Source organism: Haloactinopolyspora alba (assembly GCF_003014555.1).
GTDB lineage: Bacteria > Actinomycetota > Actinomycetes > Jiangellales > Jiangellaceae > Haloactinopolyspora > Haloactinopolyspora alba.
In genome coordinates this window covers 188,662-214,375 of sequence record NZ_PYGE01000004.1, presented here as the reverse complement: position 1 = coordinate 214,375, position 25,714 = coordinate 188,662, and the positions used below count along the sequence as shown (strand labels likewise).

At 71.4% G+C, this 25,714-nt stretch carries 27 protein-coding genes, 2 tRNA genes and 1 other RNA gene; 14 read left to right on the top strand and 16 right to left on the bottom strand.

Going from position 1 to position 25,714, the window contains the following annotated elements; genetic code table 11:
* Position 1: 1 nt before the first annotated feature.
* The 3 genes from CLV30_RS07570 to ffs form a co-directional block, all read right to left on the bottom strand.
* Entirely contained in the window at positions 2-493 is a 492-nt protein-coding gene (locus tag CLV30_RS07570) for a YbaB/EbfC family nucleoid-associated protein (RefSeq protein WP_205740512.1), read from the bottom strand.
* A gap of 104 nt (positions 494-597) precedes the next feature.
* A complete protein-coding gene (locus CLV30_RS07565; protein ID WP_205740513.1) occupies positions 598-2,616 on the bottom strand; it encodes a DNA polymerase III subunit gamma and tau in 2,019 nt (672 codons plus the stop codon).
* Positions 2,617-2,692: 76 nt separating this feature from the next.
* An RNA gene (gene ffs, locus CLV30_RS07560) (signal recognition particle sRNA small type) lies at positions 2,693-2,789 on the bottom strand.
* Positions 2,790-2,873: 84 nt separating this feature from the next.
* On the opposite strand from ffs, the gene CLV30_RS07555 reads away from it, so the two are divergent.
* The 3 genes from CLV30_RS07555 (at position 2,874) to CLV30_RS07545 (ending at position 4,006) form a co-directional block, all read left to right on the top strand.
* Positions 2,874-2,961 (top strand) — tRNA-Ser (locus tag CLV30_RS07555).
* 112 nt (positions 2,962-3,073) lie between these two features.
* Positions 3,074-3,379 carry a type II toxin-antitoxin system VapB family antitoxin gene (locus CLV30_RS07550; RefSeq protein WP_106536582.1) on the top strand — a complete coding sequence of 102 codons (306 nt, stop codon included), beginning with the start codon at positions 3,074-3,076 and terminating at the stop codon, positions 3,377-3,379.
* Between the two features lie 69 nt (positions 3,380-3,448).
* Positions 3,449-4,006 carry a LytR C-terminal domain-containing protein gene (locus tag CLV30_RS07545; RefSeq protein ID WP_106536581.1) on the top strand — a complete coding sequence of 186 codons (558 nt, stop codon included), beginning with the start codon at positions 3,449-3,451 and terminating at the stop codon, positions 4,004-4,006.
* 3 nt (positions 4,007-4,009) lie between these two features.
* On the opposite strand, the gene CLV30_RS07540 is transcribed toward CLV30_RS07545, so the two are convergent.
* The 3 genes from CLV30_RS07540 to tadA all read right to left on the bottom strand — a co-directional run bounded on the left by CLV30_RS07540 (position 4,010) and on the right by tadA (position 6,230).
* Positions 4,010-5,515 (bottom strand): potassium/proton antiporter, encoded by a 1,506-nt coding sequence (locus CLV30_RS07540; RefSeq protein WP_106536580.1) that lies wholly within the window; start codon positions 5,513-5,515, stop codon positions 4,010-4,012.
* Between the two features lie 142 nt (positions 5,516-5,657).
* A tRNA-Ser gene (locus tag CLV30_RS07535) sits at positions 5,658-5,747 on the bottom strand.
* Positions 5,748-5,789: 42 nt separating this feature from the next.
* Positions 5,790-6,230, bottom strand: coding sequence for a tRNA adenosine(34) deaminase TadA (gene tadA, locus CLV30_RS07530; protein ID WP_106536737.1), 441 nt, complete (start codon positions 6,228-6,230; stop codon positions 5,790-5,792).
* 183 nt (positions 6,231-6,413) lie between these two features.
* On the opposite strand from tadA, the gene CLV30_RS07525 reads away from it, so the two are divergent.
* Positions 6,414-7,685 (top strand): Glu/Leu/Phe/Val family dehydrogenase, encoded by a 1,272-nt coding sequence (locus CLV30_RS07525; RefSeq protein WP_106536579.1) that lies wholly within the window; start codon positions 6,414-6,416, stop codon positions 7,683-7,685.
* An 8-nt stretch (positions 7,686-7,693) separates the two neighbouring features.
* Here the strand turns inward: CLV30_RS07525 and CLV30_RS07520 are convergent, their stop codons facing one another.
* Positions 7,694-8,161, bottom strand: a complete 468-nt coding sequence (locus CLV30_RS07520; protein WP_106536736.1) for a tRNA adenosine deaminase-associated protein — start codon at positions 8,159-8,161, stop codon at positions 7,694-7,696.
* Between the two features lie 29 nt (positions 8,162-8,190).
* The gene (locus CLV30_RS07515) at positions 8,191-8,412 is read right to left on the bottom strand and encodes a hypothetical protein (protein ID WP_106536578.1); all 222 of its coding nucleotides are present in this window, start codon (positions 8,410-8,412) and stop codon (positions 8,191-8,193) included.
* A gap of 100 nt (positions 8,413-8,512) precedes the next feature.
* On the opposite strand from CLV30_RS07515, the gene upp reads away from it, so the two are divergent.
* A complete protein-coding gene (gene upp, locus CLV30_RS07510; protein WP_106536577.1) occupies positions 8,513-9,154 on the top strand; it encodes a uracil phosphoribosyltransferase in 642 nt (213 codons plus the stop codon).
* Between the two features lie 10 nt (positions 9,155-9,164).
* Here the strand turns inward: upp and CLV30_RS07505 are convergent, their stop codons facing one another.
* From CLV30_RS07505 to CLV30_RS07495, 3 genes are read right to left on the bottom strand one after another with little or no spacing between them, the layout of a single operon-like run.
* Positions 9,165-10,535: an NAD(P)(+) transhydrogenase (Re/Si-specific) subunit beta gene (locus CLV30_RS07505; RefSeq protein WP_106536576.1), complete on the bottom strand. Its 1,371-nt coding sequence runs from the start codon at positions 10,533-10,535 to the stop codon at positions 9,165-9,167.
* The gene (locus tag CLV30_RS07500) at positions 10,532-10,852 is read right to left on the bottom strand and encodes an NAD(P) transhydrogenase subunit alpha part 2 (protein WP_106536575.1); all 321 of its coding nucleotides are present in this window, start codon (positions 10,850-10,852) and stop codon (positions 10,532-10,534) included. The genes CLV30_RS07505 and CLV30_RS07500 overlap by 4 nt, the downstream gene beginning before the upstream one ends.
* A complete protein-coding gene (locus CLV30_RS07495; protein WP_106536574.1) occupies positions 10,852-11,976 on the bottom strand; it encodes an NAD(P) transhydrogenase subunit alpha in 1,125 nt (374 codons plus the stop codon). Before CLV30_RS07495 ends, CLV30_RS07500 begins: the two co-directional genes overlap by 1 nt.
* 161 nt (positions 11,977-12,137) lie before the next feature.
* Between CLV30_RS07495 and CLV30_RS07490 the strand changes: the two genes are divergently transcribed.
* From CLV30_RS07490 to CLV30_RS07455, 8 genes are all read left to right on the top strand, one after another.
* Entirely contained in the window at positions 12,138-12,326 is a 189-nt protein-coding gene (locus tag CLV30_RS07490) for a hypothetical protein (protein ID WP_106536573.1), read from the top strand.
* A 416-nt stretch (positions 12,327-12,742) separates the two neighbouring features.
* Positions 12,743-13,663 (top strand): ribokinase, encoded by a 921-nt coding sequence (locus tag CLV30_RS07485; RefSeq protein WP_106536572.1) that lies wholly within the window; start codon positions 12,743-12,745, stop codon positions 13,661-13,663.
* Positions 13,660-14,682: an ABC transporter permease gene (locus CLV30_RS07480; protein WP_106536571.1), complete on the top strand. Its 1,023-nt coding sequence runs from the start codon at positions 13,660-13,662 to the stop codon at positions 14,680-14,682. The genes CLV30_RS07485 and CLV30_RS07480 overlap by 4 nt, the downstream gene beginning before the upstream one ends.
* 38 nt (positions 14,683-14,720) lie before the next feature.
* Complete coding sequence (locus CLV30_RS07475) at positions 14,721-15,749, top strand: substrate-binding domain-containing protein (protein ID WP_106536570.1); 1,029 nt, start codon at positions 14,721-14,723, stop codon at positions 15,747-15,749.
* A 4-nt stretch (positions 15,750-15,753) separates the two neighbouring features.
* A complete protein-coding gene (locus tag CLV30_RS07470) occupies positions 15,754-17,301 on the top strand; it encodes a sugar ABC transporter ATP-binding protein (RefSeq protein ID WP_106536569.1) in 1,548 nt (515 codons plus the stop codon).
* On the top strand, positions 17,301-17,756 hold the full coding sequence (gene rbsD / locus CLV30_RS07465; RefSeq protein ID WP_106536568.1) for a D-ribose pyranase: 456 nt from the start codon (positions 17,301-17,303) through the stop codon (positions 17,754-17,756). The genes CLV30_RS07470 and rbsD overlap by 1 nt, the downstream gene beginning before the upstream one ends.
* 44 nt (positions 17,757-17,800) lie before the next feature.
* Positions 17,801-18,508, top strand: coding sequence for a deoxyribose-phosphate aldolase (gene deoC / locus CLV30_RS07460; RefSeq protein ID WP_106536567.1), 708 nt, complete (start codon positions 17,801-17,803; stop codon positions 18,506-18,508).
* Positions 18,509-18,544: 36 nt separating this feature from the next.
* Positions 18,545-19,303 (top strand): GntR family transcriptional regulator, encoded by a 759-nt coding sequence (locus CLV30_RS07455; protein ID WP_106536566.1) that lies wholly within the window; start codon positions 18,545-18,547, stop codon positions 19,301-19,303.
* Positions 19,304-19,313: 10 nt separating this feature from the next.
* On the opposite strand, the gene CLV30_RS07450 is transcribed toward CLV30_RS07455, so the two are convergent.
* Genes CLV30_RS07450 through CLV30_RS07435 form a run of 4 tightly spaced genes read right to left on the bottom strand, consistent with a single transcriptional unit; the run spans position 19,314 to position 23,927 of the window.
* Positions 19,314-20,318, bottom strand: coding sequence for a hypothetical protein (locus tag CLV30_RS07450; protein WP_106536565.1), 1,005 nt, complete (start codon positions 20,316-20,318; stop codon positions 19,314-19,316).
* Entirely contained in the window at positions 20,315-21,712 is a 1,398-nt protein-coding gene (gene nhaA / locus CLV30_RS07445; RefSeq protein ID WP_205740514.1) for a Na+/H+ antiporter NhaA, read from the bottom strand. Before nhaA ends, CLV30_RS07450 begins: the two co-directional genes overlap by 4 nt.
* 58 nt (positions 21,713-21,770) lie before the next feature.
* Positions 21,771-22,214, bottom strand: coding sequence for a hypothetical protein (locus CLV30_RS07440; protein ID WP_129710865.1), 444 nt, complete (start codon positions 22,212-22,214; stop codon positions 21,771-21,773).
* Positions 22,215-22,223: 9 nt separating this feature from the next.
* Entirely contained in the window at positions 22,224-23,927 is a 1,704-nt protein-coding gene (locus CLV30_RS07435; RefSeq protein ID WP_106536563.1) for a carbon starvation CstA family protein, read from the bottom strand.
* A 118-nt stretch (positions 23,928-24,045) separates the two neighbouring features.
* Between CLV30_RS07435 and CLV30_RS07430 the strand changes: the two genes are divergently transcribed.
* Complete coding sequence (locus CLV30_RS07430; RefSeq protein WP_106536562.1) at positions 24,046-24,834, top strand: hypothetical protein; 789 nt, start codon at positions 24,046-24,048, stop codon at positions 24,832-24,834.
* 183 nt (positions 24,835-25,017) lie between these two features.
* On the opposite strand, the gene CLV30_RS07425 is transcribed toward CLV30_RS07430, so the two are convergent.
* Complete coding sequence (locus CLV30_RS07425) at positions 25,018-25,596, bottom strand: TetR/AcrR family transcriptional regulator (RefSeq protein ID WP_106536561.1); 579 nt, start codon at positions 25,594-25,596, stop codon at positions 25,018-25,020.
* Between the last annotated feature and the right edge of the window lie 118 nt (positions 25,597-25,714).

The following is a 25,714-nucleotide window of genomic DNA, read 5'->3' as shown; positions in this document are numbered from 1 at the left end:
CTCAGGAACCCGTACTGCCCGGAGCGGCCCCGCCGGAGTCGCGTCCGTCGTCGGTGTCGTCCGCAGTCTCGTCGTCTTCGGCCGGTTGCGCGGACACGGTGTCGCCGGAGATGGCGCCGGCACCGCCGAACAGCCCCGCCAGCGGCGATCCTTCGGCACCCGCGCCGCCCAGCAACCCGGCGACGTCGGCGTTGATGTCGCCCATCTGTTCCTGTGCGCGCCGCTGGATCTCGGTGTGTGCGTCCCGCACGGCAGCCACGACCAGGTCGGCCAGGGTGTCGACGTCGTCGGGGTCGACCACCGACGGGTCGAGCTGCAGGCCGGTCAGCTCACCGGTGCCGGTGACCGTCGCCTGGACCAGGCCGCCGCCGGCCGTACCCGTGGCCTCCGCCTCGCTCATGTCGTGCTGCGCGGACATCAGTTTCTCTTGCATCTGCTGTGCCTGCTGCAGCAGCCGGTTCATGTCGATGCCTTCGTTTCCGGGGGGAAACACAGTGGGCCTCCTCGGGCGGACTTCGGCGTCGCGGCCACCGCGGACGTTGTCTTCCGCGAGCCTACGTCACCGGCCGGAGGTCGGGACGAGGCCGGCCATGGAACTCATTCGTGTTCGATCTCTTCGATGACGGTCGCTCCGAGCGTGCGCTCCAGCAGCTGTCGCTCGTTGACGCCGGAGTCGTCGACGTCGGCGTCGTTCGGGTCGGCGTCGGAGTCGTCGACCACGTGCTGCGGCGCCGACGGGGCTTCCGGCGCGGGCGGCTTCGGCTCCGTTGCGGGCTCGGCCGGCGCCTGCGGCTCGACCGGGGCGGCCGGCGCCGCGGGCGCAGCCGACGCAGCAGGTGCCGCAGGTGCTGCCGATGCCGCAGGTGCGGCCGACGCGGCCGGGGCGGCCGACGCGGCGGGCGGGGCCTGCTGGGACGGATCGGCCGACGGGTCGACGATGGCCTCGATGCGCAGGTCGAGCAGGAGCACGTCCTTGACGGCCTGGCGCAGGCAGTCCTGGAAGTCGTCGCGCCGCACGAACGTGTCGCGCAGATTGGGCTTGCGGAACGCCAGCGTCAGGACGCCGTCCGAGACGTCGGCGACGGTGGACTCCTGCGAAATCAGGCTCCATGGGGTCCGTTTGATCTCACGCAACCGGACCAGGACCTCGGGCCACATCCGGCGCACGTCGGTGACGCCGCCCGACTGCGCCGACTGCGCCGGCTGGGCCGGCTGGGCCGACTGCGCCGGCTGGGCCGGTGGCGCGGGCTGGGCCGGTGGCGCGGGCTGGGCCGGCTGCGGCGCCGGTTCCGGGGCGGACGCCGCGGGCTCGGCGACCGCGGGCTCGGCGACCGCGGGCTCGGAAGCCGCGGGCTCGGCATCGGCGGGCTCGGCCGGCGCGGGTGCAGGCGACGGCGATGCCGCCGGCGCCGGTGCGGGCGACGGCGCCGGCTGAGCCGCGAGTGGCTCGCCGCCGCTCAGCCGCCGTTCCACGCGGTCGAGGCGGGCCTGGACGCCGGAGACCGAGTGATCCGCTCCGGGCAGGAGCAGCCGGGCGCAGACGAGCTCGAGCTGCAGCCGGGTCGGCGTGGCGCCCTTCATCGCCGTGATGCCTTCGTCCACCACCGCGGCCAGCCGGATCAGGTCGGCGGCGCCGAACCGCCCGGCCTGGCCGGCCATCCGCTCGGCCTGGTCCGGGGGCGCGTCGAGCAGCCCGGAACCGGCGGCGTCCGGGGTGGCCTGCAACACGACCAGGTCCCTGAAGCGTTCGAGCAGGTCGGTGAGGAACCGGCGCGGGTCGTGCCCGGAGTCCATGACCCGGTCGACCGCCGCGAACACGGACCCGCCGTCGCCGGCGGCGATACCCTCGACCACCTGGTCGAGCAGCGCGGCGTCGGTGAAGCCGAGCAACCCGACGGCCAGCTCGTAGCTGACGCCGTCCGGACCGGCCCCGGCGATGAGCTGGCCCAGCACCGACTGCGCGTCCCGCGCCGACCCGCCACCGGCGCGGGCGACCAGCGCCAGCGCGGCCGGTTCGATGGCCACGCCCTCGCGCTCGCAGATGGACGCCAGGTTCTGCTGCAGCACCTTGGTGGGGATGAGCCGGAACGGGTAATGGTGTGTGCGCGACCGGATGGTGCCGATGATCTTGTCCGGCGCCGTGGTGGCGAAGATGAACTTGAGGTGCGCCGGCGGCTCCTCGATCAGTTTGAGTAGCGCGTTGGCCGCGCCCGGCCCGAGCTGGTGCGCCTCGTCGATGATGTAGATCTTGAAGCGGGACGAGACCGGCGCGAAGTGCGCCTTCTCGCGCAGATCGCGCGCGTCGTCCACCAGGCCGTGCGTGGCCGCGTCCATCTCGACGACGTCGATGTTGCCGGCGCCGTTGGGCGCGAGGTCGAGGCAGGAACGGCAGCTGCCGCACGGCTCGGCCGTCGGGCCGCTCTCGCAGTTGAGCGAACGCGCGAGGATGCGTGCCGAGGACGTCTTGCCGCAGCCACGCGGACCGGAGAAGAGGTAGGCGTGGTGCACGCGGTCGTTCGACAGCGCCCGCACGAGCGGGACCGTGACATGCTCCTGGCCCACCACGTCGGCGAACTGGCCGGGGCGGTACGTGCGGTAGAGCGCTAGCGACGACACGTTGCGAACCATAGTCGCCCGCACCGACAGCGCACACCCGTCCCGGCCCACCGAGCCGGGACGGCGCCCGAGAACGGAAAAGGACCCCCCGCGCACCCGGAAGAGCCCGCCTACCCTTGCTGCCTTCCGGCCCTGGGGGAGTTCGGCGGGGTACCGCCGCGCGAGGGGTCGCCAGTAAGTGTACGTGGTCGGTCCCGGTGCGGCACAACGCGGCCACGATTTCGGGCTGCGGGTGGTCGTCCGATACGCTCTCGGGCGGAGGATTCGCCTAGTGGCCTAGGGCGCACGCTTGGAAAGCGTGTTGGGGGCAACCCCTCGCGGGTTCGAATCCCGCATCCTCCGCCATCCGACGGCCGGGGTCTGCTCAGCATTCCCCGGCCGTCGTCGTGGATATCGGCCGGGCGACGCTGCCGGCAATTCCACGCGGCACGAGGCCGGTCCCTTTAGACTGCCCTGGGTGATTTTCAAGCGTGTCGGAGACAGCAAGCCGTATCCCGATCACGACACCGAACTGCGGGCCTGGTCCGACCTTCCACCGCGTCAGATCCGTCTCGACGAACTCGTCACGACCAAGAGCACTCTGGACCTCGAGACGCTGCTGGCCGACGACTCCACGTTCTACGGCGACCTGTTCGCGCACGTGGTCGAGTGGAACGGCGAGCTGTACCTCGAGGACGGGCTGCACCGCGCACTCCGCGCCGCGCTGCAGCAACGTCCGGTCATCCATGCCCGCGTGCTTCAGCTTCCCCGGCCCGACGCTTGACCCGGCGCGTTCCGGAGGTTGGACGGTAAGCTGCGGGCGCACTGAAAGGCAGCCCGACACGGAGGTGGCATGGCCCCCGACGAACAGGCCGTCGATCCGGCAGCCAGGAGGCGTCGATGGAAGCGGATCCGCACATCCGTGACGCTGCTGGTCCTGATCGGTTTCGTCGTCGGGGCGGCGTCGTACAGCTGGCGTAACGTCGTCGAGGCGGACGACGAGGAGTCGACCGTGTCGGCGTCCGGCGGCTGTGCCCCGGCAGCGCCGACGGCGGCGCCCAAGCCGGCCGAGGTCGAGATCAACGTCTACAACTCGACCGACCGGAACAACCTCGCCTCCGACGTCGCCGGCCGGATGCAGGACCGCGGCTTCGTCGTCCTCGACATCGCGAACGACCCGCTCGACAAGAGCATCGACCGGACCGCCGAGGTCCGGGCGAGCCCCGACAACCGTGCCGCCGCCCGCCTGGTCGCGTCGATGGTGCCCGGGGCCGCGTTCGTCGCGGACGAGCGCAGCGAGGCGACGGTCGACCTCGTGCTCGGTTCCGCATTCAAGTCGCTGGCGAACCCTTCGGCCGGCGGCGGGCGGCCGAAGGACCTGCCCCCGTGCGAGCCGTCCCCGAGCGGCTGACCTTCAGTCGTCCATCCCGTCCCGGCCGTCCTCGCCGAACCAGCCTGCCAGCCGGCCTCGGCGTCCCACGGCCCGGAGCCGGCGTTCGGTGGCCTCACGCAGCCGCCGCGGCGCGACGATCAGGATCTCGTCGCCGTGCCGTAGTTTCGTCCGCGGCACCGGCAGCATGGTGGTGTCGCCGCGCACGATGAGTGCCACGCCGACTCCCGGTGGCACCCGCAGCTCGCCGACCTCGACGCCGTGCAGTTTCGACCCTTCTGGCACCCGCACCTGGATCAGGTCGGCGGCCACGCGTTCCAGCGGCGCCGACTCGACCTCGGCGTCGCGGGTCGCGACCCCGGGACCCATGCCCAGCCGCGCGGCCAGCCACGGCAGGGTCGGCGCCTGTAGCAGGGTGAACACGACGCCGACGATGAACACCACCGCGAACAGCCAGTCCGCCCTGGGCACCCCTTCGGCCAGCGGGATCGTCGCCAGCACGACGGGCACGGCGCCGCGGAGCCCGGCCCACGACACGAAAAGCCGCTCGCGGCCGCGCATCCGGAAGAAGATCGTCGCCAGCCAGACCGAGACCGGACGGGCCACGAACGTCAGCGCGACCCCGGCGACCAGGGCGGCGACGAACGCCTCCGGCATGTCGGACGGCGACGACAGCATGCCGAGCATGACGAACAGACCGATCTGCGCCAGCCAGGCCAGGCCCTCGGCGAACGACATGGTGGCCGCGCGGTGCGGCAGCTTCGCGTTGCCGAGCACCAGCGCCGACACGTAGACGGCAGCGAACCCGCTGGTCTGCACGGCGGCGCCGGCGGAGTACGCGAGGACGGTCAAGGTCAGCACGACCAGCGGGTAGAGCCCGGACGCGGGCAGCGCCGCCCGCCGCACCCCGGCGGCGCCGAGCCGCCCGACGGCGTATCCGACCACGACACCGCCCAGCAACTGGTACGCGACCATCAGCCCGATCATGACCGGGTCGTCCCCGGCCGTTCCGGCGCTGAGCAGCGACACGAGCACGATGGTCGGCGCGTCGTTGAGCCCGGACTCCGACTCCAGCACGCCGGAGATGCGCCGCTTCAACGGCACCCGGCGCAGGGTGGAGAACACGGCGGCGGCGTCGGTGGGGGCGAACACGGCGCCGAGCAGGATCGCCACCAGCCATTCGAGCCCGAGCACGTAGTGGCCGACGACCGCGACGATGGCGGTGCTGACCGCCGAACCCAGCGTCGCCAGCGACACACCGATGCCGAGCGACGGGCGCATATGCTCCCACCGGGTGGTGAGCCCGCCCTCGGCGAGGATGATCACCAGCGCGGCGTACCCGAAGGCCTGCGCGAGGTCCGCGTCGGAGAACTCGATGCCGATGCCGGACTCGCCGAGACCGATCCCGATGAGCAGGTACACGACCAGGCTGGGCAGACCGAACCGCAGGCTCACCCGGACCGCGATCACCGCGGCGACCAGGACCAGCGCACCCCAGAGCAGGAAGCTGTTGAGCGAGTCGACGTTCACGCTCGCACCTCCTCGGTGTTCGACGCCGGCAGCAGCCGCAACTCCCGACGAGACGCGCACCCCGGTGCGGCGAGACCCGGGTCTCGAGCCGCCGAGAACGTAGAGCCCGCCCCGGGCGGCACCGGGACGGGCTCTACGTGCGTGGCGGTAGCGGTGGGATTCGAACCCACGGAGGGCGTGAACCCTCACACGCTTTCGAGGCGTGCTCCTTAGGCCGCTCGGACACGCTACCGCAGGCGAGAGTACAAGAGGTGCCCGTCGTGCGCGAAATCGTTCAGCCGATGGACCGGTGATCGCCGAAGAAGTCGCGGACGACGGCGCCGCACTCGTCCGCGAGCACGCCGGTGACGACTTCGGGGCGATGGTTGAGCCGGCGGTCACGCACGAGATCCCACAGCGATCCGACGGCGCCGGCCTTCGGGTCGACCGCGCCGAACACCACTCTGCTCACCCGCGCGAGCACCAGGGCGCCGGCGCACATGGCGCACGGTTCCATGGTCACGACGAGTGTGGATCCCTCGAGTCTCCAGGTACCGGCGCGTGCCGCCGCGGCGCGCAGCGCGACGACCTCGGCGTGTGCGGTCGGATCCGCGTCGATCTCGCGCCGGTTGTGCCCCCGGCCGACGACGTCGCCTCCGGACTCCACGACCAGGGCGCCGACGGGGACGTCACCGCCGTCCGCCGCGTGGGCTGCCTCGGTGAGCGCGTCGCGCATCAGCGGCTCGTACGCGCGCCCGATCGGAGAGACCGGCACGGGGCCGACTCTATCGGCTCCGGCGGTGATCCACCGGCACACCGGCTCTCAGCGTGCCCTCAGCCGGTTCCGGCGATTCTTTGACGACGACGAGCGTCGGATGCCAGACTTCAGTAGAACGAATATCCGCTTTATAGGAGTGTCATGCTCACGTCACCCTTGCCCGTCAACGGCGACCGGGCGCAGGACAGCGCCGTCCACGGGTTCGTCGACCAGGCCGGCGCGCTCGTCGACCTCGATCCGGACGTCGCCCAGGTCCTGAAGTCGAGTTACCGCGAGGTCAGCGTCCAGGTGCCGATCCGGCGTGACGACGGCAGCCTGCTGGTGACCCAGGGCTACCGCGTCCAGCACAACGGCGCGCGCGGGCCGTACAAGGGCGGCATCCGCTTCCACCCGAGAGCCGACCTCGACGAGGTCCGCACCCTGGCGTCGTTGATGACCTGGAAGACCGCGCTGCACGACCTACCGTTCGGCGGCGCCAAGGGCGGACTGCAGGTCGACCCGTCCGACCTCTCGGCGGGCGAGGTCGAGTCGCTCACCAGGCGCTTCGCGATGTCCATCAGCCACGTCCTCGGCGTCTACCGCGACGTCCCCGCCCCCGACGTCAACACCGACGCGCAGGTCATGGCGTGGCTCATGGACGCATACAGCAGCCGGCACGGGTACTCGCCGGCGTCGGTCACCGGCAAGCCGGTCAGCCTGGGCGGCGCGCCCGGCCGCGAGGCCGCCACCGGCCGCGGCCTGGTGTACGTGCTCGAGGCCGCGGCACGCCGGTGGGGCGTCGACCTCGCCGGACAGCGCGTCGTCATCCAGGGCTTCGGGAACGTGGGCTCGTGGGCGGCCCGCGACCTGCACGCGCTCGGCGCGCGGATCATCGCCGTCAGCGACATCGGCGGCGCCGTCCTGAACGACCGCGGGCTCGACGTGCTCGCACTCGACCGGGCGGTCCGGGCGGGGTACTCGGTCGCCGACGCGCACGACGTCGAGCACGAGAACATCGACCCGGACGAGTTGCTCACGCTCGACTGCGACATCCTCGTCCCGGCGGCGCTCGGCGAGGCCGTCACCGAGCACAACGCCGGACAGGTGCGCGCCGGGATCATCGCCGAGGGCGCCAACCACCCGCTCACGCCCGAGGCCGACGCCATCCTGAACGACCGCGGCGTGCGCGTCATCCCGGACATCCTCGCCAACGGCGGCGGAGTCACCGGCTCGTACTTCGAGTGGACACAGAACATCCAGCAGTTCCAGTGGCGCGAAGAGCAGTTCAACACCGAGCTGAAGAACCGCCTCGAACGCGCCTTCGACGAGGTCGCCGAGTTCAGCGAGCAGCACGGGTGCAGTCAACGGCTGGCGTCGTACGCCATCGCCGTCCGCCGGGTGGCCGAGGCCGTCACCGTGCGCGGCTACATCTGAGCGTCACGTCACGGCAGCACGTCGTCGAACTCCGGACCGAACCCGGCCAGGTCGGCGATCCGGGCGAGCATCTCGTCCGGATAGCTGTCCAGGTCGTCGCAGATCGCCGCCACCGACATCGGGTCGACGCCCAGGTCGGCGAAGATGGTCACGTCGCCGGCCGGCTGCACGCGGTCGTCCTCGTCCGGCAGCGGCAGCACGAGCCGGTCGAGCACGTCACGGGCGACCGGCCAGTCGGTCGCGGCGGTCACGTCGGAGAGCAGCCATCGCGTGTCCGCGCCGGCCAGACGCAGCGCGACGAAGAAGTCCTCGTCGACGGAGATGAACGCGAACCCGTCACCACCGGCGCGTTCACGCAGCACCGTGACGGTGGCGTCCAGGTCGTTTCCCAGCCGGCGCGGCACGGACTCGACACGCCACCGGCCGCCGTGCCGGAAGGCGACGACGACGAAGTCGACGACGCCTTCATCGGACACGACCGGCACCTCTCACGGCACGGTCGCGATCACCGCTGGTCGGCGTCGAGCCTCAACCGCTCACGGACGGCCGGAGACGGAACGTGCGACGGGTGCGTACGAGCGAGCAGCGCGCGCGCCTGCGCCAACTCACGGAGAAAGACCGCGCGCTGCCGAAGCCGCGCGACGTCGGTCACGAGGTAGTCACCACCGGGACACGGGGGATCGTCCGTACCCGAGCCGGCGGGCTCGACGATAGCGCCCTCGGGCATCTGGCCTCCTTCGCGGACTCGTCCCCTGCACCAAGCGGACGCTAGCACCAGCGAGGGTGGCGGGTCGAGAGCGCGCGGGTCATTCGGATAGGTTCCTCGCATGCGTCTGCTGGCCGTCGACCATCCGCTGGTCGCCCACAAACTCACGGTGCTGCGTAACGTGCGGACCGACTCGCCCACGTTCCGGCGCCTGGCCGACGAGCTGGTGACGCTGCTGGCCTACGAGGCCACCCGCGACGCCCGGGTCGCCGACGTGCAGATCGACACCCCGGTCGCCCCCACGGTCGGGGTGAAGCTGAGCTCCCCCAAGCCGCTGATCGTGCCGATCCTGCGGGCCGGGCTCGGCATGCTGGACGGTATGACACGGCTGCTGCCGACGGCCGAGGTCGGGTTCCTCGGCATGATCCGGGACGAGGAGACGCTGCTGGCGACCACGTACGCCCGGCGGCTGCCCGACGACCTCACCGGCCGGCAGATCTACGTCCTCGACCCGATGCTCGCCACCGGCGGCACGCTGGCCGCCGCCGTCGACTTCCTGGTCGAGCGCGGCGCCGACGACATCACCGCGGTATGCCTGCTGGCCGCCCCGGAGGGGCTGAGAGTGGTCGAGCAGCACACCGCGGAGCTCCACGTGCCGGTGACGGTGGTGACCGCGGCCGTCGACGAGCGCCTCAACGAGAAGGGCTACATCGTGCCGGGCCTCGGCGACGCCGGCGACCGGCTGTACGGCATCGTCGACTGACCACGGTCGCTCACAGCGACTTGACGGCGGAGACCAGGCCGGTCAGCGACGTCTTCGCGTCACCGAACAGCAACGTGGTCTTCGGGTCGTACAACAGCTCGTTCTCGATGCCCGCGAAGCCGGGGCGCATCGACCGCTTCATGAACACGACCGCGCCCGCCTGGTCGGCGTCGAGGATCGGCATCCCGTAGATCGGCGAGCCCGGTGACGACCGCGCGGACGGGTTGACGACGTCGTTGGCGCCGACCACCAGTGCGACGTCGGCCGTGCGCAGCTGCCCGTTCGCGGTTTCCATCTCGAGCAGCTGCTCGTACCCGACGTTGGCCTCGGCCAGCAGCACGTTCATGTGCCCGGGCATCCGGCCGGCGACCGGGTGGATCGCGTACGCGGTGTCGACGCCGCGCTTCTCCAGCAGCTCGACCAGCTCTTGCACCGTGTGCTGGGCCTGCGCGACCGCGAGGCCGTAACCGGGCACGATGATGACCCGGCGGGCGTAGGCGAGCATGATCGCGACGTCGTCGACGCCGGCCGAGCGCACCGGGCGCTCCGACGCCGCGCCGGCGCCCGCCGTCGAGCCGCCCTTGAACGCGCCGAACAGGATCGAGACCACCGACCGCCCCATGGCCTGCGCCATCAGCCGGGTCAGGATCGAACCGCTGGCGCCGACCAGCGTGCCGCCGATCAGCAGCAGCGCGTTGCCCAGCACGTACCCGCTCGCCGCCACCGCCAGCCCGGTGAACGCGTTCAGCAGCGAGATCACGATCGGCACGTCGGCACCACCCACCGGCAGCACCAGCAGCACGCCGACGACCAGCGCGACCACGCCCAGCAGCGCGCCGAGCCACGCCGCGTCCGCGCCCTCGGCGTAGAGCACAACCGCCAGCACGACCGTCACCAGCAGCGACGCCGCGAACAGCGCCGGACCGGCCGGCGGCGTCACCGGCCGGGTGGTGATCAGCTCCTGCAGCTTGAGGAACGTCACCACCGAACCGCTGAACGCGACGCTGCCGACCGCCACCGTCGCCACGGCGGCGACCAGCGGGAACACGGTCGGCGCCGCCGAGAGCTCGAGGTAGGCCACCAGCCCGGCGGCACCACCGCCGACCCCGTTGAACAGCGCCACCAGCTGCGGCATCGCCGTCATCGCCACCCGCCGCGCCGCGGGCACGCCGATCGCGCAGCCGACCGCGATCGCGACCAGGATCCACGGCAGGTGGTCCAGCTCGTAGACGACGAACGTGACGACCATCGCCACCAGCGCGGCGGCGGCGCCGAGCATGTTGCCGGCGCGCGCCGTCTTCGGCGACGAGAGCCCTTTCAGCGCGAGCACGAAGCAGGTGGCGGCGCCCAGGTAGGTCACCTGCGCCCAGATCGGGATCACTCGGCGCCTCCCCGTGGCGTCGCATCGGCCTCGACGGGCTTCTTCGTCTTGAACATCTCGAGCATCCTGTCGGTGACGACGAAGCCGCCGACCAGGTTCAGCGTCGCGAGCACCACGGCGATGAGCCCGACCGTCAGCTCGGCGGCGCCGTCGGCGTGCCCGGCGACGATGACCGCGCCGACAAGGATGATGCCGTGGATGGCGTTGGCGCCCGACATCAGCGGCGTGTGCAGCGTCGACGAGACCTTGGACACCACCTCGTAGCCGGTGAACACCGCCAGCACGAAGATCGTCAGCAGCGCGATCGACGGATCCATCAGCTCCCCTCCAGCGCTTCGCGGACGTGCTCGTGACGGACGGCGCCGTCGTGCGTGACGCAGGCGCCGTCGACGATCTCGTCGGCCAGGTCGGGCGTCACCTTGCCGTCGCTGGTCATCAACAGCACCAGGTTGACCAGGTTGGCCGCGTAGAGGCGGCTGGCGTGCACCGGCAGCTGGCTGGGGACGTTGCGGCCGCCGATGAGCGTCGCCGGCCCGACCGCGAGCTCCGCTCCGGGCACGCTGCCCTCGACGTTGCCGCCCGTCTCCGCGGCGAGGTCGACGACGACGCTGCCGGTGCGCATCTGCTCGACGGCGGTCCGGTCGACCAGCAGCGGGGCGGTACGGCCGGGCACCGCCGCGGTGGTGATGAGCACGTCCGAAGCCGACACGTACGGGGCGAGCAGGTCGCGCTGTTGCTGGGCGCGGTCCTCGGTCATCTCGCGGGCGTACCCGCCGGACCCCTCGAGGCTCGGCAGGTCGAGCTCGACGAACTGCGCGCCGAGGCTGCGGGTCTCCTCGGCCGCGGCGGCGCGGACGTCGTACGCGCTGACCCGCGCGCCCAGCCGCCGCGCGGTGGCGATGGCCTGCAACCCGGCGACACCGGCGCCCAGCACCAGCACCTCCGCCGGCGGCACCGTCCCCGCGGCGGTCATCGACAGCGGGAAGAACCGCGGCAGCCGCTCGGCGGCCACCAGCACCCCGCGGTACCCGGCCACCAGCGCCTGCGACGTCAGCGCATCCATCGACTGCGCCCGCGAGATCCGCGGGACCAGTTCGACGGAGAACGCCGTGACACCCGCGTCGCGCGCGGCCCGCACCACGTCCGTCTCCTCGGTGGCCGGCAGGAACGACGCCGTGATCGCTCCGGAGCGCAGCGCCGCGACCCGGACCGGGTCCAGCGGCTGCACCGACAGCACGACGTCGGCGCCGTCCAGCGCGTCGGCGCCGACCACACGCGCGCCCGCGTCCTCGTACGCGCTGTCCGCATGCATCGCGTGCCGCCCGGCGCCGGACTCGACCACCACCTCGAGACCGGCGCCGACCAGCCGCGCGACCAGTTCGGGGACCAGCGCCACCCGGTGCTCGTGCTCCCGGGTCTCGGCTACCACGACGACCTTCATCGTCCGCCGACGTTACCGGTCGGAACGACCGGAAAGAAGGGCTTGCGTCATCAGTGATCGACGGCGAACACCCGTAAGGGAATCGTCGGCCCCCGGAACGAGACACGGGGGCCCGCGAAGGAGGACAATGGAGGTGAACCACACCCAGGAGAGGACCGGCCATGCCCAAGAACACCGGAGTCATCATCGGCGGAGCCGCCGCGGCGATCATCGCCCTCTGGCTGCTGCCCTTCTGGGTCTTCCTGCTCGTCGTCGTCGGTGTTCCCGTCGCCGGCTACCTGATGCTCGACCCGTCGCAGCGCCGCCGCCTGCGCTCCCGCGTCAGCGGCCGCGGCCAGATCGGCCGCTGACTCGAGCGATCGCAAGGACCACCGGCCCAGCTCACTCGCAGCGGCGGTGGTGGTGCCGCCGCTCGGCAGGCGTGGGTCGCCGCTCGCCGGAGGCGCGCCCATTGGAAGCGCTCGCCGTCGCAGCCGTGTGCTTTTTCTTCGGGGGTGACAGGAACGGCACTTGTTGCCCTTCCTGTCACCCCCCGCCAACGAACAGCCGAGCCCCGGGACAACGCGCGTTGTATCCGAACCATCGACTTCACCAGCAACAGCGCCACCACGTGACATAGAAGCGTCATCGAAGCCTCAGTACGGCGACGATGAGACGCGGGAGCGCGCCTTCGTCGCGGCAGGCACTTTGCACGCCTTGACACTCACCTCGCCTGCCCCTTAGCGTCTCCGCAATTGTTCATAGTTGTCCACATACAAGAGGCGCCATGAGGATCGCAGTTGTCGGGAGCTACGGCGTCGGGCTGACCATGCGTGTGCCCCGCGTCCCGGCCCCGGGCGAGACCCTGTCCGGTGCGCGGTTCAGCTCCGGACACGGCGGCAAGGGCTCCAACCAGGCGGTCGCCGCGGCGCGCATGGGCGCGCAGGTCAGCCTGCTCACCGCGGTGGGCAGCGACCGGTTCGGCACCGACGCGCTGCAGCTCTGGGCCGACGAGAACGTCGACGCCGCGCACGTGCGGGTCGCCGACGCCGCCACCATGGTCGGCGTCATCATGGTGGACGAGCAGGGCGAGAACCGCATCGCCATCGCCCCCGGCGCGCTCGACACGCTCACCCCTGACGACGTCGAGGGCTTCGCCGACCGGATCGCCGGGGCCGACCTCGTCGTCGTCTCCCTCGAGATCCCGCTGCCCACGGCGCTGGCCGCGCTGCGCACCGCCCACGAACGCGGTGTGCCGACGCTGCTCAACCCGGCGCCCGCGACGGAGCTCCCGCCCGAGGCATGGGAATGGATCGACGTCGTCACGCCGAACGCCGGCGAGGCGCACACGCTCATCGGCAGGACACCCGACGACGACACCGACGCCGCGGAGCTCGTGGACGCGCTGCGTGCGCGCTTCACCGGCACGATCGTGCTCACCCGGGGCCGGCACGGCGCACTCGCCGACGACGGCACCGAACGGCTCGACCTCGAACCGGTCGCGCCCGAGCGCGTCGTCGACACCACCGGCGCCGGTGACTCCTTCACCGGCGCGCTCGCGGTCGCGCTGGCCCGCGGCGACGACCTGGCCGGCGGGCTCCGGCTCGCCGCCGCGGCCGGCGCACACACCGTCGGCATCGCCGAAGTCATACCCGCACTGCCGCGCCCGGACGACGTCGCGGCTCTCCTCCAGGGAACTCAGAGATGACCCAGCTGGCCACGGACGAACCCACCACGACACCCGAGACGGCCTCGGCCCCCTCGCCGCTGCAACGCTTCCTGCACGCTCGCGAAGCGAGCACCCTGCTCGCCCTCGTCCTGCTGTTCGTCGTCGGGACCGTCGTCGCGCCGGGCTTCGTGGGCGCCGACAACTTCCTCAGCGTCGGTCAGCAGATCTCCCAGCTGGGCATCATGGCTGTCGGCGTGACCTTCGTCATCATCAACGCCGAGATCGACCTGTCCGTCGGCTCGGTCTACGCGCTCGGCGCGGTCAGCTGCGGGCTGCTCATCACCGAAGGGCTGGCCTGGCCGCTGGCGGCGCTCGGCGGTGTCGCCGCCGGCGCCGTCGCGGGGTTCCTCAACGGCGCCATGACCGTCGGCTTCGGCATCCCCTCGTTCATCGTCACGCTGGGAACGCTGAGCCTCTACCGCGGCGTCGCCCTGCTGCTCAGTGACGGCGCGCCCATCTCGCTGTCGTCGGACCAGCCAGGCGTCGCCGAGTTCAACCTGCTCGGCCAGGGCGAGCTGTTCGGGCTGTTCCCGATGCAGCTGGTGATCTTCGCGCTGATCGCCGTCCTCGGGATGGTGGTGCTGTCCCGGTCCCGGTACGGGTTCAACTCCTACGCCGTCGGAGGAAGCGCCGAAGCGGCCCGGTTGTGCGGCATCAACGCCGGTCACGTCAAGATCGCCGCGTTCACCATCTCCGGCACCCTCGCCGGGCTGTCCGGCGTGCTGGGCCTGTCCTTCCTGTCCTACGTCCAGGGCGTCACCGGCACGGGCATGGAGCTGACCGTGATCTCCGCCGTGATCATCGGCGGCGCAGCGCTGTTCGGCGGCTCCGGCACGATGCTCGGCACGGTCATCGGCGTGGCGTTCATCGGAGTGCTCCAGAACATTCTCAACCTGCGCGGCATCTCGTCGTTCTGGCAGACCGTCGCCACCGGCGCGGTCATCATCCTGGCCGTCGCGGCCGACACCTGGATGCGCAAGCGCTCCGGCAAGCGATAGCCCGGCCCGTCCCCTGTTCCACTCGAAGGAGTTGGCTCATGTCCCTGTTCACCCTGCGACGGGCCGCGGCAGCGGCCCTCGGCACGGCGATGCTCACCACCGCGGCCTGCGGCGCCGTCACCCCCGCCAACGAGTCGTCGGACAGCGGGTCCACGGCCGGGGGCGGGTTCCAGCTCGCCGGCTACATCCAGGACGCCGTCGACAACGGTGAGGAGCTGGAGATCCGGCTGAGTTACCACGATCCGTCGCTGGCCTTCGCGGTCCCGATCCGGGACGGTATGAAGCGCGGCGCCGAAGAGTTCGGTGTCAACGCCGAGATGATCGGCCCGACCGGCGGTGACGCCGCCGAACAGGTCGCCGAGCTGCAGACGTTGATCAACCAGGAGCGCATCCACGGCCTCGCCGTCTCGTCCGCCAGCAACGACGCGCTCAAGCCGGTGATCGAGCAGGCATACGAGTCGGGCATCCCGATCATCTCGTTCAACACCAACAACCCGGAGTCCAAGCAGATGGGCTTCGTCGGCCAGGACCTGGTCGCCTCCGGCGAGGCGCTCGCGAAGGAACTGCTGACCGTGCTCGACGGCGCGACCGGCAAGGTCGTCGTGGTGTCGGTGGACTCCGGCGCCGGGTGGTCGAACGACCGGTTCGCCGGGTTCGAGTCCGCCCTGAAGGGATCCGGGCTGGAGATCATCGGCCCGGTCAACACCGGCAACGAGCCCAGCAAGGCGTACAACACCATCGAGTCGACGATGGCCGCGCAGAGCGACGCCATCGCCCTCGTCTCGCTCGACTGCTGCAGCTTCACCGCCGGCGCGAAATGGCTGCAGCAGTCCGGCAACGCCGGCGAGATCCACGCGCTCGGCTTCGACGTCCAGCCGCAGACGGTCGGATACCTCAAGGACGGCGTCGTCGACCTCACCATCAGCCAGGCGCCTGCCGAGCAGGGATACCAGGCGGTGAAGCTGCTCGCCGACTACCTGAAGAACGGCACCGAGATCAGCAGCGTCGACACCGGCGTGAAGATCGTCGACCGGAAGAACGTCGACGACGTCCCGGTGGAGGGCTGACGCGGTGTCCGGCGCAGCCAGTCCGTCCGACCCGGCGGCCGTCGCAGTCGACGTGTCCGGCCTGTCGAAGCAGTTCGGCCCGGTCCGCGCGCTCGACGACGTGAGCCTGCAGGCGCCGGCCGGCACGATCACCGCGGTGATGGGCGAGAACGGCGCCGGCAAGTCGACGCTCATGAAGGTCCTGGCCGGGCTGGACTCGCCCACCGCCGGCACCGTGACCGTCGCCGGGGAGCAGGTCCGGCGGTTCGATGCCGCCACGATGCTCAGCAGGCACCGGGTGGCCCTCGTACCGCAGGAGCTCGCGCTCGCGCAGGCCCGCAGCGTCGCGGAGAACATCATGCTGGGCGCCGAGCCGGGCCCGCGCGCCTTCCCGAACCGCGCCGAGATCGTGCAACGGGCCGCTGCCCTGCTCGGCCGCCTCGGCGAGAACCTCGACCCGCGGCGACCCGTCGGCGAGCTGGATGCGGCGACGCAGCAGCTCGTGGTCATCGCCCGGTCGCTGGCGCGGGACGCGAACGTCGTCATCTTCGACGAGCCGACGTCGGTGCTCTCGCCCGCGGAATCCGAGCGGTTGTTCACGGTGATCGACGGCCTCCGCGCCGACGGCGTCACCATGCTCTACGTCTCGCACCGGATGCCCGAGGTGTTCCGCCTCTCCGACCATGTGCACGTGCTCCGCGACGGCCGGCACGTCGGCGCCTGGCGGACCGCGGACGCGGAGCCGGACGACATCGTCTCCGCCATGGTGGGCCGCACGCTGCAGCACGAACCGAAGGCCGCGGGTACGACGCCGGCCACGAGCTCCGCCGCGGCCCCACGCCTCCAGGTCCGGGAGTTGCGCGGCGCCGGCTTCGACTCGGTGACCGTGGACATCGCACCCGGCGAGGTGATCGGCGTGGCCGGGCTTCCGGACAGCGGGCGGATCGAGCTGCTACGCGCGGTGTTCGGCGCCGACCACCGAACCGGCGGCACGATGCACCTCGACGGTGAACCGTTCGCGCCACACTCGCCACGGGACGCGATCCGGGCGCGGGTCGCCTACCTGCCCGGCGAGCGCCGGCATCAGGGGATCTTCCCGACGATGAGCGTGGCGGACAACGTCAACGCACTGACCCTGGACCGCCACGTCCGGTTCGGCCTGCTGCGACGCCGCTCGCTGCGCCGGGACGCCGACGAGCACGCGCGCGAGCTCCGGGTCAAGACGTCGACCACCGCGCAGGCGATCACCCAACTCTCCGGCGGCAACCAGCAGAAGGCGCTGCTGGCACGGTGGCTGTCGATCGACCCGCGGCTGATGGTGCTGGACGAGCCCACGAGGGGCGTCGACGTCGGCGCGAAGGCCGAGCTCTACGCGTTGTTCCGCAGCCTGACCGAACGCGGCGTCGCCGTCCTCGCCTCCTCGTCCGACCTCCCCGAACTGCTGGCGATCAGCGACCGGATCGCCGTCATGGCCGCCGGGCGTGTCGTCGACATCGTGCCGGCGGCGGAGGCCACCGAGGAGGGCGTCATGGCGATGGCGACCGGAGCCCGAACGATGAAGGAGACAGCCTGATGAAACGCACCGGAATCCTGAACGCCGAACTCTCCGGCGCACTCGCGACCCTCGGCCACACCGACCTGCTGCTCGTCGTCGACGCCGGCTTCCCGATCCCGCGGACGGCGCACCGTGTCGACCTCGCGATCGCGGAGGACCTGCCGAAGCTCACCACCGTGCTCGACCTGATCGCCGCGGAACTGATCGTCGAGGGCGTCGTGGTCGCCGAGGACGTGGAGACGAACAACGAACCGCTGGCCGGGTGGCTGCGCCAGCGGTTCGCGGACGCCCCGCTCTCGACACGGCCGCACGCCGAGATGCTGGGCGGCCTGGCCCACGAGGCGAAGGTGGTCGTGCGCACCGGCGCCTTCAACCCGTGGGGCAACGTCGGCCTGGTGTGCGGCGTCGACGTCCCGCGCTGGTTCGACGAGCCCGGCGTGGTGGTACCCGACTACTACCGCGACCGGTTGTGACACCCGCAGCACCCTCATCACCACGCACCCACCTTGGAGATCCCGTGAGTTCTGCTCTCTCCGCCGACGCCGCCGTCACCCCGGCGGCGCTGGCTCCGCACATCCAGCACACGCTGATCGAGGCCGGCATCACCCGCGACCGGATCGTCGCGCACGCCGAAGAGGCGATCAGCTACGGCTTCAACGCGGCCATGGTCCCCGGCACCTGGGTGTCTGTCGTCGCCGACGTGACCCGTGGCAGCGGCGTCGAGGTCGCTTCCGCCCTCGACTTCCCGACGGTCGGCGTGACCACCAGTGCCGGCAAGGCGGCCGAGGCGGCGAGCCTCGCACGTGCGGGAGCGCACCAGATCGACATCGGCGTGCAGGTCGGCTGGCTGAAGAGCGGGATGTACGACGAGTTCCGGGACGACATCGCCGGGGTGGTGAAGGCCGCCGGTGTTCCGATCAAGGTGATGCTCGAGCTGCCGCTGCTGACGCCGGACGAGCGAGAGGCGGCGGTCGAGCTGTCGGTCGAGGCGGGCGCCACGTTCCTGAAGAACGCCAGCAGCGGAGCGGTCGAGGTGGCCGTCCCGGAGAGCATCGGCTACCTCGCCGAGCGCGCCCCCGCGGGGGTCCGGGTGAAGGCGTCGGGCGGGATCAAGTCCTTCCCCCAGGCGGCGTCCCTCCTGGCCGCCGGCGCGCAGTTGCTCGGCACGAGTGCGGGGGTCGCTATCGTCACGGATCAGGCGAACGAACAGACCAGGAGTTACTGACCCGCGGCGATCCGCGGGTCACGACGGAAGGGTGCGATGTCCGAGGACGTCACCGCAGCGCAGGGACTCGACCGCGAGGCTCCGGTGCCGCTGCACGCCCAGGTGTCCGAAGCGATGCGCGCGCGCATCGTCTCCGGGGAGTGGCCGCCGCACTACCGGCTGCGCAGCGAACCGGAGATCGCCGCCGAGCTGGGCATCTCCCGCGGGACGCTGCGGCGGGCGCTGTCCACGCTGATCCGTGAAGGGCTGCTGGTGCAGGCCCGTGGCCGGGGCACGTTCGTGACGTCGACGGCCATCGAACCGTCCATCGCGCAGAAGCTGACCACGCTGTGGGAGGACTTCGCCCGGCAGGGCGTGGATGTGACCACCGACGTCCGCAAGCAGGACGTCATCGCGGCGCCGGCGCCGGTGGCGGCGCTGCTGGACCTGCGTCCCGGGCAGTCGGTGCTGCACCTGGACCGAGTCCGCTCAACCGGGGACGGCCCGGTGGCGCTGCTGGTGAACTACGTGCGCACGGACCTGTGCCCGGGCATCGAGCAGGTCGGGTTGAGCGGCACGTCGCTGTTCGGGGTTCTGGAGCAGACGTACGGACTGTCCATCAGCACCGGCCGGCGCACCTTCAGCGCCAGTGCGGCGGCCGGGGAGAAGGCCGCCGCACTGGGCGTGCCCGAGGGGTTCCCGCTGCTCTATCTCGAGCAGATCACCTACCTCGACGACGGCCGCCCGATCGAGTACTCTGACGTGTGGATCCACAGCGACCGGATGCGGGTGACGTCGCTGCTCTCGCGCCGCTGAACGACGCGGGTCACGGCGCGGACGTGCACCCGACCCGGGCCACGTCGCCGGTGAGCTCCGACGTCGTCAGGTAGCCGCATCCGTCCGCGCGGTAGGCCACCGACTCGGCCTGGACCAACCCGCCGTCCGGCACCCGGCGCACCGGCCACCCCGGAAAGCCGGCCACGTCCGCGTCCGCCGCACCCGCCCGGAACTCCAGCACCTCGTCGTAGGTGCGCAGCAGCACCCGGCCGTCAGCCGCGGACGCCCCGGTCACGACGTTGCCGACGAATCCGGCCAGCAGCCCGTCCTCGGGCTCGGGCAACCGCACCGTGCCAACGGCCTCGAGCGTCCCGCCGCCGGTCTCCCCGCGATACAGGCGGGTCGGTCCGGTCTCGCCGGAGTCCCGGTCGAACGCCGCCTTGCTGATGATCAGCGGCCGGCCCTGCCCGTCGACCAGCAGCGCCTCCGCGTCCGTCGGCCCGTCCGGGTAGGTGTAGCGCAGCACGTCGGAATCCACCGGCGACGTCGGCGGCTCGGTGAGGTCGGGCTCTGGCACCCGGTGGACGACGACGTCGTCGCGGCCGACGTGGTCACCGATGTCACCGACGTAGAGGCAGCCGGCAGCGGAGCCGTCACCACACGGGCCCACCGCCAGCGCTTCCGCGTTGCGCGCGTCCATCCCCCGGATCTCGAGCGTGGTGACCGGCGTGCCGTCCGCGCGCACGACCGCCACCGACGACGTCCCCGGCTCGTCCCCGACGACGTAGTACAGGCCGGGGACGCGTCCGCTGGCGGCCGTGCCGCTGACCTCGACCACGACGTCCGACGACAGCCGGGCTGTGGTCTCGGCGGCTCCGTAGCACGGCGGGTCGGCGCAGGCGGGCTCCGGCGCGGACGGCCGCCGCGGATCCGTGGCCGGCGCGGACGGCTGCTGCGAGCCCGTGGCCGGCGCACCGGCCGAGCCCGAGCCGCTGCAGGCGCCCAGCACGACGAGCCCGGCCACCAGGACCACCGTCCGTCTCCCGTCGATCATCGACCGTCGTCGGGCGGCTGCTTGCGGCCGTCGGCGAACACCAGGATCGCCGCGCCGACGCATGCCGCGATGATCGAACCGCCCAGCACACCGACCTTCGCGTCCGCGGCCACCACACCGTGCTCACCGAAGGCCAGCCCGGTGACGAACAGCGACACGGTGAAGCCGATACCGGCCACACTGGCCAGGCCGACCATCGTCGGCCACGACGTCCCGGTAGGCAGCCGTCCGAGTTTCAGCCGGACCGCCAGCCACGACGTGACGGTGATGCCGACCGTCTTGCCCACCACCAGGCCCATGGCGACACCGAGCGTCACCGACGAGCTCAGCGCGTCGCCGAGCACCCCGCCGCGCAGGTCGATCCCGGCGTTGGCGAGCGCGAAGATCGGCAGGACGACGTAGCTGCTCCACGGATGCAGGCCGCGCTCGAGACGTTCGGCGACCGGCACCGACTCACCCAGCAGGAACCGGTACCGGCGCAGTTCGGCGGCGGTCAGCTCGTCCGGGATCGACGCCCGCGCGTACGCCCGCGCCTGGGACTGGTCGAGCAGCGGCTGCGCGGGCGTCAACAGGCCCATGATCACGCCGGCGATGGTGGCGTGCACGCCGGACTGGAACATGGCGAACCAGACGAACACGCCCACGATGATGTACACGTACGTCGACCACACCCGCACCCAGCGCAGCAGCACGACACCCACGACACCGGCCGCCGACAGCGCGAGCCAGTGCAGCTGCAGGTCGTCGGTGTAGAACACGGCGATGACGGTGATGGCGCCGATGTCGTCCACGATCGCCAGCGTCAGCAGGAACACCCGGGCCGGCGACGGGATGCGCCTGCCGAGCATCGCCAGCACGCCGAGCGCGAAGGCGATGTCCGTGGCCATCGGGATGCCCCACCCGTCGGCACCGGCGCCGCCGGCGTTGAACGCCAGGTAGATCACGGCCGGGACGATCATGCCGCCGGCGGCCGCGATGATCGGCACCGCGGCCGAGCGCGGATCGCGTAGCTCGCCGCTGACCATCTCGTACTTGATCTCGAGGCCGACGACGAAGAAGAACAGCGCCATCAGGCCGTCGTTGACCCAGTGCCGCAGGTCCTCGGTCAGCTCGTACGCACCGACGCGCAGGGTGATCTCGGTCTCCCACAGCTGCTGGTAGGAGTCCGCGATCGGCGAGTTCGCCCACAACAGCGCGATCAGCGCGGCCCCGAGCAGCACCACCCCGCCGGCGACCTCGACCCGCAGGAACGAGGCGACCGGCCGTCCGACGAACCGCGCCAGCCGGCGGTCGCTGGCCATCCAGATCGGGCCCGTGCGCCAGATCCTCGACTCCTGTCCGTGTTCGGCGGCCTCGGCCGCCGGAGTCGCCGGCTCGCGCGGGTCCTCACTCACGCTAAGACCTTATCCGTCCAGCTCGCGGCGTCAGCCGCAATCGGCCGTGAACAGTATCTCAGCGAGTGGTCGACGTCCGGGGAATATCCGGCGGAAGGCACGCGAGGGCGCTCGGGTGGTCCAGGGGCACCGCCCGGCTGACGACGACGCCGTCCGCGACGAGCGTCCACGGCGTGGTGGCCCGTGCCGCCGTCGCCAGCGCGCGGGCCGCGGACGCACCGCCCGCCCGCGCGTCCCGGAACACCGTCGGCACCAGGTACACGGTGTTGCGCGGGTCGACGAGCTGCACGTCGACCTCCGGGCCCACCGAGGCGCGCAGCGCGCGCACCACGGCGGCCGGGCCGGGACCGTCGTCGCCGCCCGCGTCGTCCCGGCCCGGATCGTGCGGCGGGTGTTCGTGCGGCACGATCCCGATGTCCTCCGGGCTCGCGGTGCAGCATCCGCCCCCGGCCGTGCCCGCCCGCCACGGACCGACCAGCAGGATCCGATGACCCGTACGCACCGGCATCACCTACGTCCGTGTCCCGGCGACCGCGCGATCGGTGAACGCGCGCCGCAGCGCGATCGCCGCCTCCACGATGAGCCACATCGCCAGCACGAAGATGACGGCGTCCATCGGAGCCAGTACCCACTCCTCGGCGTCGATGAACTCGCCCAGCTGCTGGATCAGCGCCCACGACGTCATGATCAGCAAGAACACCAGCGGAACCAGCACCGCGACCGGGTTGCGGCTGCGTTTGGTCACCCACACGGCGATCACCGCGAGCGCGAGGCCGGCGGTGAGCTGGTTGGTGGTGCCGAACAGCCGCCACAGCACGCCGAACGTGTACCCGGCGTCGCCGCCGCCCGGTAGCAGCGCCATGGCCATCGGGATCGCCACCGCGACGATGCCGGCGAGGGTGAGGTTGCGGGCCAGCTTGCGCCAGCCGGCGAGCTCGGCGATCTCTTGCACCACGTACCGCTGCAGCCGTACGCCGGTGTCCATGGTGGTGGCCGCGAACGACACGACCACCACGGCGGCGAACACCGCCGCCAGGTCCAGCGGGACGCCGAGATTGTTCGCGAACGACGCCACGCCGTTGACGAAGTTGCCGACGGCGCCGTCGGACGCGGTCGAGTGGTCGACGTACAGGGCGTCCCAGTCCGCCCGGGTGGCGGCGACGCCGGCGGTCACGGCGAGGATCGATCCGAGCGCCAGGCTGCCCTCGCCGAGCGCGCCCATGTACCCGACGTAGCGGGCGTCGGTCTCCTTGTCGAGCTGCTTCGACGTGGTGCCCGACGCCACCAGTGAGTGGAACCCGGAGATCGCCCCGCAGGCGATGGTGATGAACAGGATCGGGAAGATGCTCGGCGAGCCCTCGGGGACGTCGTTCACGACCGGCGCCACGATCTCGTCCATCCCGACCAGGATCCCCAGCAGGATGACGCCCAGCGCGATGAACAGCTGGTGGGAGTTGATGTAGTCGCGCGGCTGCAGCAGCACCCACACCGGCATCCGCGAGGCGATGAACGTGTAGGCGAACATGATGATCACCCACAGGTCCCGCGTACGGTCGAACCCGAGCTGGTCGGCGAGTCCGTCGATCTCGATGGGGACCTCGTTGCCGACCCAGATCAGCAGGTACAGCCCCACGACGCCGAACAACGACGGGACCAGTGCCGCGGTGCCCTTGCGGTAGATGTACTGCCCGATCGCGATGGCCAGCGGGATCTCCACGAAGATCGGGATCACCGCGCCCGGGTTGGCCACCAGCAGATTGCCGATCACCACCGCGAAGACCGCGTTCACCAGCGTCAGCAGGAAGAAGATGATGAGCAGGAACAACGTCCGCGCACGCCGGCTGATGACGTCGTGCGCGAGCGTCCCGATGCTGCGCGCTTTGTGCCGCACCGAGACCGCGAGCGCACCGAAGTCGTGCACGCCGGCGGCGAAGATCGTGCCGAGCACGACCCACGCCAGCGCCGGACCCCAGCCCCAGAACACGGCGATGGCCGGGCCGACGATCGGCGCCGCGCCGGCGACCGACGTGAAGTGGTGACCGAAGACGACGTGTTTGTTCGTCGGCACGTAGTCGACGCCGTCGGACAGCTCGTGCGCCGGCGTCACGAACGCCGGGTCGAGCCCGTACACACGCTCGGCGAGGTACCGCGAATAGTAGAGGTAGCCCAAGGCGAACAGGGCGAGAACGACGACCGCGACGACGATGGCGGGCACTGGACCTCCTCGATCGCAACGCACGTGCCCCCGAATTCACGTGACGCCTGATGTATCGGGCACCCTATGACGTGCATCACAGCCGCTCAAGACCACGTCCGCGGGAGCCCAGCATCCGATGACCGACTCGCCGACCGGCGCGCTGCACGCCGCAGCCGTGTGTGAGGTCGCCTGGCTGGGAGCCGGCGGCCGGCCGGGTGCCGCCGCGGCGGTCCCGCTGGTGCTCGACGGGGTTCCCGCGGTGGCGTTGCCGTACGCCTACGCGAGCCTGGCCCGGCTGATGGGCACGGCGACCAGGGTGGCGGTGGTGTTGTCGGACCGTCGGCAGGCTGGCTCGGCATGGCTGCCCGTCGTCGTGCACGGCCGGCCGCGGCTGGTGGAGGACACCGACGGGACGGTGTTCACCGAGCACCTGATCCACCAGGAGTTGCGCAAGTATCCACCGGCACGCGCCCTCGCGGACTCGCCGATCCTGCGGCGCGAGCACTGGTGGTACCTCCCCAGGCTGATCGTCACGGTCGAGCCGGATGCCGTCGCCGAGGTCGCCGCCCGGCAGGGAGGTGCGGTCGACGGCCTGCTGGCGGTGGCCGACAGCCGGGACGGGCTCCGGGTCGGCAGCGTCGCCGTCGGCGAGCGGTCGGCCGGGGGTGTCCGGGTGGCGGCGCTGTCCGAGCCGGCGCCGGGCATCGGTCCGGCGGTCGCGTTGTGTCACGACTTCTCCGCGCCGGACCTGGAGCGCTGGACGTCGTGGACGGCGTACGGTCAGGTGACCGGAGCGGACGGCACCGAACTGCGTGTCGACGCCCAGGACGGCACGGCGAGCCTGCCGCCCGTGCCCGGGCTGCTGGCACGGATCCGCCGTCAACGGCAACTGGCGCGTGCCTGCCGGCGCGGTCTCGCTGACTGACGCCGTGAATTCCAGTCAGGCAGGCGTGGACGCCGTCCGGCGATGTGATCCGGCACATATGCGGGGCCGCACTGTGGGACCTTTCTGTGCGAATTCGCCGATTTCCTTTACGCTCGCGCGCACCGCGACATAGCCTCAAGTCAGAGCGGCACCATTCTCGCCCCCCGGGGTGGTGCCGCTCGGCTACGTTCCGGGGTCCTTCGCGGGTAGGTCGAGCACCTCGCGGACCACCGCGAGCAGCTCTCGTCGCAGCACGTCCTCGGGCACGTCCGGCAGCGCCAGCACCGCGACCATCGCCCCCATCGCGGCCGCCGTACGCACCCGCTGCTGAACCGACAGATCGCCGTTGGCCAGCAGCGAGACCAGCCGGGCGTCGTTGTGCCGCATCCGTTCCAGGTGCGTCGAGTTGGCGATGCCGGCGAGATCGTTCAGCGCGTACGTCGTCACCCTCCGGTTGGCCAGCAGCAGGTCGACGTAGCGCTCGACCAGGGCGCGACGGTGAGCGGCGTCGGCCAGCGCCGACGCATCCGCTTCCGCGTCGGAGATGATCGACTCCTCACCCTCGACCGAGGGCCGGAGAAGATCATCGAGGATCTCCACCTTCGTGCGGTAGTGGTAATAGACCGCCGCTTTGGAGATTCCCAGAGCATCGGCGATCTCGCGCAATGTTGATCTCTCGTATCCCTGCCGGGAGAAGAGATCGAGAGCGACTTCACGGATACACGCGGCGGTGTCCGTACCGGCTCGACCCTGCTCGCTCATCGCCGGACACCTCGCCCATCAGTCAGCCACTCGAGTGACGGCCACCACACTCCACCATACCTACTTGTCGGCCGACAAGTAGCCCTCGTACCGTGGACGTACGTACTTGCCGGCTGGC